The 7,795-nt window shown below is 42.3% G+C and carries 5 protein-coding genes, 1 tRNA gene and 1 pseudogene; 2 read left to right on the top strand and 5 right to left on the bottom strand.

Features of this window, described 5'->3' with window-relative positions:
- Positions 1–223 (top strand): annotated as a pseudogene (locus GMD1S_RS12555) (hypothetical protein); the annotation flags it as partial.
- 45 nt (positions 224–268) lie between these two features.
- Here GMD1S_RS12555 and GMD1S_RS05955 read toward each other — a convergent pair.
- The 4 genes from GMD1S_RS05955 to GMD1S_RS05940 all read right to left on the bottom strand — a co-directional run bounded on the left by GMD1S_RS05955 (position 269) and on the right by GMD1S_RS05940 (position 6,259).
- On the bottom strand, positions 269–2,575 hold the full coding sequence (locus tag GMD1S_RS05955; RefSeq protein ID WP_001284601.1) for a DNA translocase FtsK: 2,307 nt from the start codon (positions 2,573–2,575) through the stop codon (positions 269–271).
- Between the two features lie 86 nt (positions 2,576–2,661).
- On the bottom strand, positions 2,662–4,614 hold the full coding sequence (locus GMD1S_RS05950) for a PTS fructose transporter subunit IIABC (protein WP_000701471.1): 1,953 nt from the start codon (positions 4,612–4,614) through the stop codon (positions 2,662–2,664).
- Positions 4,611–5,522, bottom strand: a complete 912-nt coding sequence (gene pfkB, locus GMD1S_RS05945; protein ID WP_000640792.1) for a 1-phosphofructokinase — start codon at positions 5,520–5,522, stop codon at positions 4,611–4,613. The genes GMD1S_RS05950 and pfkB overlap by 4 nt, the downstream gene beginning before the upstream one ends.
- Positions 5,519–6,259: a DeoR/GlpR family DNA-binding transcription regulator gene (locus tag GMD1S_RS05940; RefSeq protein WP_000920647.1), complete on the bottom strand. Its 741-nt coding sequence runs from the start codon at positions 6,257–6,259 to the stop codon at positions 5,519–5,521. The genes pfkB and GMD1S_RS05940 overlap by 4 nt, the downstream gene beginning before the upstream one ends.
- 161 nt (positions 6,260–6,420) lie before the next feature.
- Here GMD1S_RS05940 and GMD1S_RS05935 point away from each other — a divergent pair.
- Positions 6,421–6,508: transfer RNA gene (locus GMD1S_RS05935), tRNA-Ser, on the top strand.
- A gap of 193 nt (positions 6,509–6,701) precedes the next feature.
- On the opposite strand, the gene GMD1S_RS05930 is transcribed toward GMD1S_RS05935, so the two are convergent.
- The gene (locus GMD1S_RS05930) at positions 6,702–7,661 is read right to left on the bottom strand and encodes a hypothetical protein (protein ID WP_000721420.1); all 960 of its coding nucleotides are present in this window, start codon (positions 7,659–7,661) and stop codon (positions 6,702–6,704) included.
- Positions 7,662–7,795: the final 134 nt, after the last annotated feature.

Raw genomic sequence — 7,795 nt, 5'->3', positions numbered from 1 at the left:
AAAGGAAGCCCCTCAGGAAAATACTACTCCTAACAGGGACAACACTTCTACTAAAGAAAATACCACGCAAGAAGAAACTTCTCAATCCAATAAAAAAGAGGAGAAAAAAGAAGAGAAGAAAACAACAACTCAGGATCCTTCTACACCTTCCTCAACAAAAGAAACAAGCGATAACGGAACACAGTCAAATACGACGAGTTCTGAAACTAAAACGAACCAGTAAGCACAAAAAATAACTTCTTTCCAAATTTGGAAAGAAGCTATTTTTTTATTGTTGCAATACTTTTCGTGGTTTGGTTCCTTCAGCTGGGCCAATAACACCGGCCATTTCAAGTTCTTCCATCAGGCGGGTCGCACGGTTAAATCCAACCGACAAACGACGCTGAATCATAGAAGCACTAGCTTTCTGCGTCTCGATAACCAGAGCCTTAGCTTCCTCAAAAAGCGGATCGCCACCAGCTTCACCGTCAGAGAAATCTCCTTCATTATCTGGAACGTCTCCTGGGTCAAAGCTATCATCGTAATCTGCATCAGCCTGAGCCTTGATGAAGTTTACGATACGTTCAACATCATCATCCGAGATAAAGGACCCTTGCAGACGGACTGGGTGATTTTCATCAATTGGTTTAAAGAGCATATCTCCTCGACCAAGCAATTTTTCAGCGCCATTCTCATCCAAGATGGTTCGTGAATCTGTTCCCGATGAAACTGCAAAAGCCACTCGTGATGGAACATTGGCCTTGATGAGACCAGAAATGACATCAACCGATGGACGCTGCGTTGCAAGAATCATGTGAATCCCTGCAGCACGTGCCTTCTGTCCGAGACGGATGATAGCATCTTCCACTTCCTTGCTGGCCACCATCATAAGGTCAGCCAACTCGTCCACAATGACAACAATCAAAGGCAGGGGTACTTGTTTGTACTCAGATTGGCTATTGAATTCCTCGACCTTAGCATTGTAACCAGCGATATTTCGCACTCCAACCTTAGCGAAGAGTTCATAACGGTTTTCCATCTCATCCACCACCTTTTGGAGAGCCTTGCTGGCCTTGCGTGGATTGGTCACAACTGGAATCAAAAGGTGAGGAATGTCATTGTAAACGGATAACTCAACCATCTTTGGATCCACCATCATAAACTTGACCTGGTCGGGTCTTGCTTTCATCAGAATGCTAGCGATAATACCGTTAACTGCGACTGACTTCCCTGATCCCGTCGAACCTGCAACAAGTAGGTGGGGCATCTTGGAAAGATCAAAGGTTCGAGCCGTTCCATTGACAGCCTTACCCAGAGGGATTTCGAGGAGATTTTCTGGTTTAGTCTGAGACTGTTCCCAGAGTTCGCGGAAAGATACAGTCGCAATTTCAGAGTTAGGTACTTCAATTCCGACTAAGGATTTACCAGGGATAGGAGCCTCAATCCGAACATCCTTGGCTGCCAGAGCCAGCGCTAAGTCGTCTGCTAGATTAGAAATGCGGTTAACCCGTACACCGACTGCTGGTTTGACTTCATACTTGGTAACTGATGGTCCAATTTCAGCCCGTTCTACCGTCACCTTGATACCAAAGCTAGCAAAGGTTTCTTCTAGGATTTTGATATTTTCTCGAACAATCTTCTTTTCCTTGGACTGATCTTTGGGTTTATCTGGCGCAAAGAGTTGCAAGCTTGGCAGTTTGTATTCAAGGGCTTCTTTGGCAGAAAAATCAACCTGCACCTCTTCATCCTCAAAGTCTTCTTCCACATCTGGAACTTCAAAATCAGCTTGAGGAAGGATAATCTCCGGTTCAATCCATTCTTCCTCAGGAATTGGGGGGAGATCGTAGACTGGTACTTCTGATAAGATTTCTCCAGTTTCAGGATCTACAGGAGGAAGTGGTAGCGCATCCTGTTCTTCTTGTTCTCTCTGAATTCTTGCTGCTTCTTCAGCTTCTTGACGTGCCTTCTCTTCTTCTCTCTTGATGAAACGTTCTTGTTTTCTCTGTTCCTGTTTTTCCATGAATGATCTGAACTGCGCTCCAATAAAGGCTGCAACATCATAAATAGACCAAGGACTAATCAGGAGAATCCCAACTAAAATAAAGAGAATCCCAATAAAGTACGATCCGATATTGGAGAAAAGAAAGGCAATGGGGATATAAAGTCCGACACCAAGCAGGCCTCCACCAGCAAAACTAGTCACCCGCATGCCAGTCAGGTCCGTCATAACTTGAGACAAGGTCCCTTTTAGAACTGCCTGCTCTAAACCAAATTTCCAGACAAGATAAGCCTCAAAAATTAAGAGTAAGCCAGCGAAGATACAGAGAAATCCTGACAGAAGTCCTTCTTGCTTACGGATCCATTTAAATAGAAAAAGGTAAATGAGGAGGGCACCAATGGCCACATAGGCCAAACTTCCAACCACCAGTCGAATGAGATTATAAAGGGTGATACCCGCCGCACCAAGCTTGAGGGCTGCAATAATCAACAATAAGGCAATCCCTAAGGAAATCAACATCCTCTGAATAGCCTGTTTTCTTTCGAGTTCTGCTTTAGACGGTCTCCGTCTTGTTTTTGTAGTATTCTTGTTTGCCATTCTTCTATTATACCATATTTCACAGCCATTTCGAATAGAGAAAAAGATTGCACCAAATGGTAACAATCTTTCTATTCTAATCCTTTTTATGCTTGTGGTTTGCGTAGAGAACCATAAACCACACCACTTACAATTGCTCCAATCAAGACAAAGACAAGGTAAAGAAGAGCATTTGAAGTAAGGGCGATGACGAAGATGCCTCCGTGTGGTGCCATGAGTTTGATGCCTGCAAGACCAACGAGACCACCTGCTACTGCTGATCCAAGAACGAAGCTTGGGATCGCACGAGCTGGATCAGCGGCACCAAATGGGATCGCTCCCTCGGTGATAAATGACAAGCCCATGATGATGTTGGTCAAACCAGAGTTACGTTCTTCTTTGGTAAATTTATCTTTGAAAAGAAGGGTTGCAACAAAGATAGCAAGTGGTGGAACCATTCCTCCAGCCATAACTGCTGCCATGGCTACAGAACCACCTGAAGAAACAGTCGCTGCAAGCGTGCCTGTACCAAAGACATAGGCTGCTTTATTGACTGGTCCACCCATGTCAACAGCCATCATACCACCAAGAACGATACCGAGAAGGACAGCTGAACCTCCTCCAAGACCGCCTAGGAAGTCATTCATAGCCGTGTTAATTGCTGCCATTGGGATGTTAACAGCTAGCATAACAAATCCAGTCAAGATTGTTCCAAGAAGTGGCAAGAGAAGGATTGATTTAGCACCTTCAAGTGAACGAGGAACTTTAACGTATTTCTTGATAGCAAGAACTAAGGCACCTGCGATAAATCCACCAACAAGGGCACCTAGGAAACCAGATGAGACACCTGCAAGAGTTGAAGTTGCTTCACCACCTGCTGCATAAGGGATTTTACCAAAGGCAAAACCTTCTTTGGCTATTGCACCAGCCACAAAACCTGCTACCAAACCTGGTTTTTCAGCGATAGAGTAGGCAACGTATCCTGCAAAGACAGGGAGCATCAAGCCAAAGGCCGCGCCACCGATTTTCATGAACATAGAAGCTAGCTCATGGTAGGATCCGAGATTGCCAAGACTATCTTGTGGCACACCCATAGCACCATCAATCAAGAAAGCAAGGGCAATCATGATACCACCACCGATAACGAATGGCAACATTTGAGATACACCACTCATCAAGTGTTTGTAGAAGGCACCACCAAGACTTTGTTTTTCATTAGATGCTGTTGCAGCTTTTGCTCCATTAGCAGCACGATAAACTTCAGCATCTCCTGAAAGAGCCAGGTTAATCAATTCTTCTGTTTTCCGGATACCGTCAGCAACTGGGCGATTGATCAATGGTTTGCCATCAAAACGATCCATTTCTACTGCCTTGTCTGCTGCGACGATAACAGCTTTAGCCTTGCGAATGTCCTCTGCAGTCAATTGGTTCCCAACACCGCTAGCACCGTTGGTTTCAACCTTGATACCAACACCCATTTCGGCAGCCACTTTTTGAAGGGCTTCTTGGGCCATGTAAGTGTGGGCAATACCTGTCGTACAAGCTGTAACAGCTACGATAAAGTCGCCAGATTCATTGACAGGTGCTTGAACAGGCTCCTCAGCTTTTTCTGAAGCTTGGTCAAAGAGTTCGATAACTTGATCTGCAGATGTTACTTGACGAAGTTTGTCAGCAAATCCGTCTTTCATCAAGTATTGAGACAATTCTGCCAAGGCTGCCAAATGAGTATCATTTGCACCTTCTGGAGCAGCAATCATGAAGAAGAGGTCTGTTGGTTGCCCATCCAAACTCTCATAGTCAACACCCTTGTTTGACTTAGCAAAGAGAACTGTTGCTTCTTTAACAGCAGAGTTCTTGCTGTGAGGCATAGCAATTCCGTCACCCAAACCAGTGGAAGTGAGAGCTTCACGCGCTAAGATTCCTTCTTTAAAGGTTTCAAAATCCGTCACATAACCGTGATCTACCAAACTTTTAATCATCTCTTCGATGACAGCTGTTTTTTCAGTTGCCTGTAAATCCAGCAACATGACATCTTTTCTCAATAGGTCTTGAATTTTCATCGTTTTTCTACCTCAACTTTTTCATATGTTTCTTTAATAAATTCCTCTGTTGCCAAGTCATCCGAGAAGGTAGTTGCTGTTCCACAAGCTACTCCCCATTTGAAGGCCTCTACTGCATCTTTAGATTTGACAAATTCACCTGTAAACCCAGCAACCATTGAGTCGCCAGCTCCCACTGAATTTTTGACCGTTCCCTTGATAGGTTTTGCGAAGTAAGCTCCCTCGGATGTGACAAGAAGTGCACCGTCTCCAGCCATGGAGATGATAACGTTTTGAGCTCCCTTGGCCAGTAACTGACGAGCATAGTTCTCGATTTCATCTAAACTTTCAAGTTTCACTCCAAAGATAGCTCCAAGTTCGTGATTGTTTGGTTTAACCAAAAGTGGCTGGTAGTCCAAACTATCAATCAAGGTCTGTCCTTCAAAGTCACATACGACTTGCGCACCAGTCTGGCGTGTCAAGGCAATCAAATCCTTATAGATAACATTGCCTAGGTTCTTAGCACTCGAACCCGCAAACACAACCGTATCTTCTGCTGTCAAACTAGATAAAATAGTTTTCAATTCTTCTAGCTGAGCTGGGTCAACAGTTGGACCAGTCCCATTGATTTCTGTTTCTTGGTCTGCTTTAATCTTGACATTGATGCGAGTATCTTCTGCTACTTGGACAAAATGAGTTTCGATTTCTTCCTCTGTAAGGATATCTGTAATAAATTTACCAGTAAAGCCTCCGATAAATCCAGTCGCCGTGTTTGGAATATCCAAGCGTTTCAAAATACGACTGACATTGATTCCTTTCCCGCCAGCAAACTTATCATCACTGTCCATACGATTGACACTACCGACTTGAACTTGGTCCAAGCGCACGATATAGTCAATGGATGGATTGAGTGTGACTGTATAAATCATACTTCTATTACCTCCGTTTTCTTCTTAATAGCCTGCAAGAGCTCATGCCCTTGACTTGTGATGACAATAGCGCGTTTAAGTGGTGCTACCTTGGCAAAGCAAGTTTGTCCAATCTTAGACGAATCCACTAAGACATAGGTTTGTTTGGCATTCTCTAAAATAGCACGCTTAACGGCTCCCTCCTCCATATCAGGAGTCGTATAATAACCATCGTCTACACCATTCATCCCAACAAAGGCACGGTCAAAGTGCAATTGATTGATTTGGTTAAGAGCAACACCACCGATACATGCATCTGTTGCCATCTTGACACTTCCTCCAACCATGACAGTTGGAATCTGTTTTTCAACCAACTGAACCGCATGGTGAATGGAGTTGGTCACAACTGTAATATTCTTATTAACCAATTCCTTGATTAAAAAAGCAGTTGTCGTTCCAGCATCGATAAAAATGACATCTTTTTCCTTAATAAGAGAGGCTGCTTTCTGAGCCAGTAGCTTCTTCTCTTGAAGGTTTTTGACAGATTTTTCTTGGATGGTTTCTTCTTCCTGCAAGGAGTGGGGCAATTCTGCTCCACCATGCACACGGCGAAGTTTGTTTTCCGCCTCCAGCTCATCCAAATCTCTTCGAACCGTTGATTCTGATGTTTCTAATAGACTAACCAATTTTTCTAGGGAAACTACATGATGTTGATTTAACTCCTCTAAAATCAGTTGCTTCCGCTCAGTTTTTAACACCAAATCACCTCCTGTTATCGTTTACACTATTCATTCTAGCACAATTTCTATCAAAGTCAAGCATTTTTTATCATTTTCTTTCAATTTCTATCATTTTTCTTATTTCCAAAATTTTTATTGCAAGATAAGTGGCTTTATGGTAGACTATTTGAGTAAGTATTGGAAGATTACTCAAGAGGCTTAAGAGGCCGTGTTGGAAACGCGGTAGGCGTGTAACAGCGTGCGTGGGTTCGAATCCCATGTCTTCCGTAGAAAAAAGAAAAACTGCACCTCAATGCAGTTTTTTTATCGTTCTAAGAACAATATCTAGAAATGAAAGGCTGAGTTACTCTAACTATCACACTATTTTTTTCTGTATCCTTCCCTATCCTAGAATCACTTTGATTTCATAAAAAAACAAGTAGTTTATTAGGACTACTTGTTTTTCTTCTAAATCTTGTGATTAGATATTGCTTTTATCTTTTTTATCTGAAGATTTGTCTGTTGATTTATCAGTGGATTTGTTTGAAGATTTATCAGAAGACTTGTCTGTTGATTTATCATTAGACTTAGTTGAGTTTTTACGGACAATTTTATCATAACCTTCTGTATCATCAAGCAACTCTGTCGCCAAAGTACGGTAATCTTCTTGAGAAATCAGCCAGTTTCCATCCTTATCCTTTGTTAATTTGATTTCAGTATCAAAATCACCAGTAGTGAAAGGTGTATGAGCTAAGTTAGGGTCAACGTCACTGTAGGTTGAGAAATCTTTCTTAAATAGATGCTCAAAAATCCAGTAAGAAACCAATGTTTGGTAACGCTTGATGTCAACGTTTGAACCAGCTTGATTGTATTTACCTAGGTTATCAACACCTCCAATAAGAGTAGTGAGAACTTCCCTTGTAGATGAAGCCAATCCTTTAGAGTGTAACTTCTTAGAGTTGAAAGTAACAGTCGCTGTATTTCCTGATTCATCAACCTTCACGTCTTTAACAGTGTAAGAACCGATATCTTGATATAATCTACGTCTCATCTTCAAGAAACCTGAAATGGTTTCTTCTGGAGTTTCTACAGGGAAATCTTTGTGCCATTGTACTGAATAGGTAGATGCAGGTGAAAGCCCTTCTTCTTTGATTTTTTCACTTGTTTGTACAGCAAATACTGCCTCACTCCATTTTTCATAAGTGTCGCCATAAATCTTCTTAAATCGAGCAGAGTCGCTAGTAAGAACTGAGTCTAAGAGAATCTCAGCATCTTTTGTAACTTTTTCTTTAACTTCTGCAGCTTCATCTTTCTTCTCAACTTGTTCCGTATTCTCCTTGTTATCAGAAGAAGCTTCAGATGACTGATTAGAAAATACAGAACATGCACCCAAGACAACTGTTGAAAGTGCTAAGATACTTAGTAACTTGATCTTTTTCATGTTTCACCTCTTTATGAAAATTTACTCTTGGAGACTACCTCCAAGGATAGTTGTTTAGAAAAACACTGGGTTTATCTAACGGAGAATGGGGGATTCGAACCCCCGCGCCAGTTACCCGACCTAACGATTTAGCA

The sequence above is a fragment of the Streptococcus sp. GMD1S genome (genome assembly GCF_000296875.1).
Lineage (GTDB): Bacteria > Bacillota > Bacilli > Lactobacillales > Streptococcaceae > Streptococcus.
The sequence above is the reverse complement of the archived record's forward strand: the minus strand, read 5'-3'. Positions and strand labels throughout refer to the sequence as shown.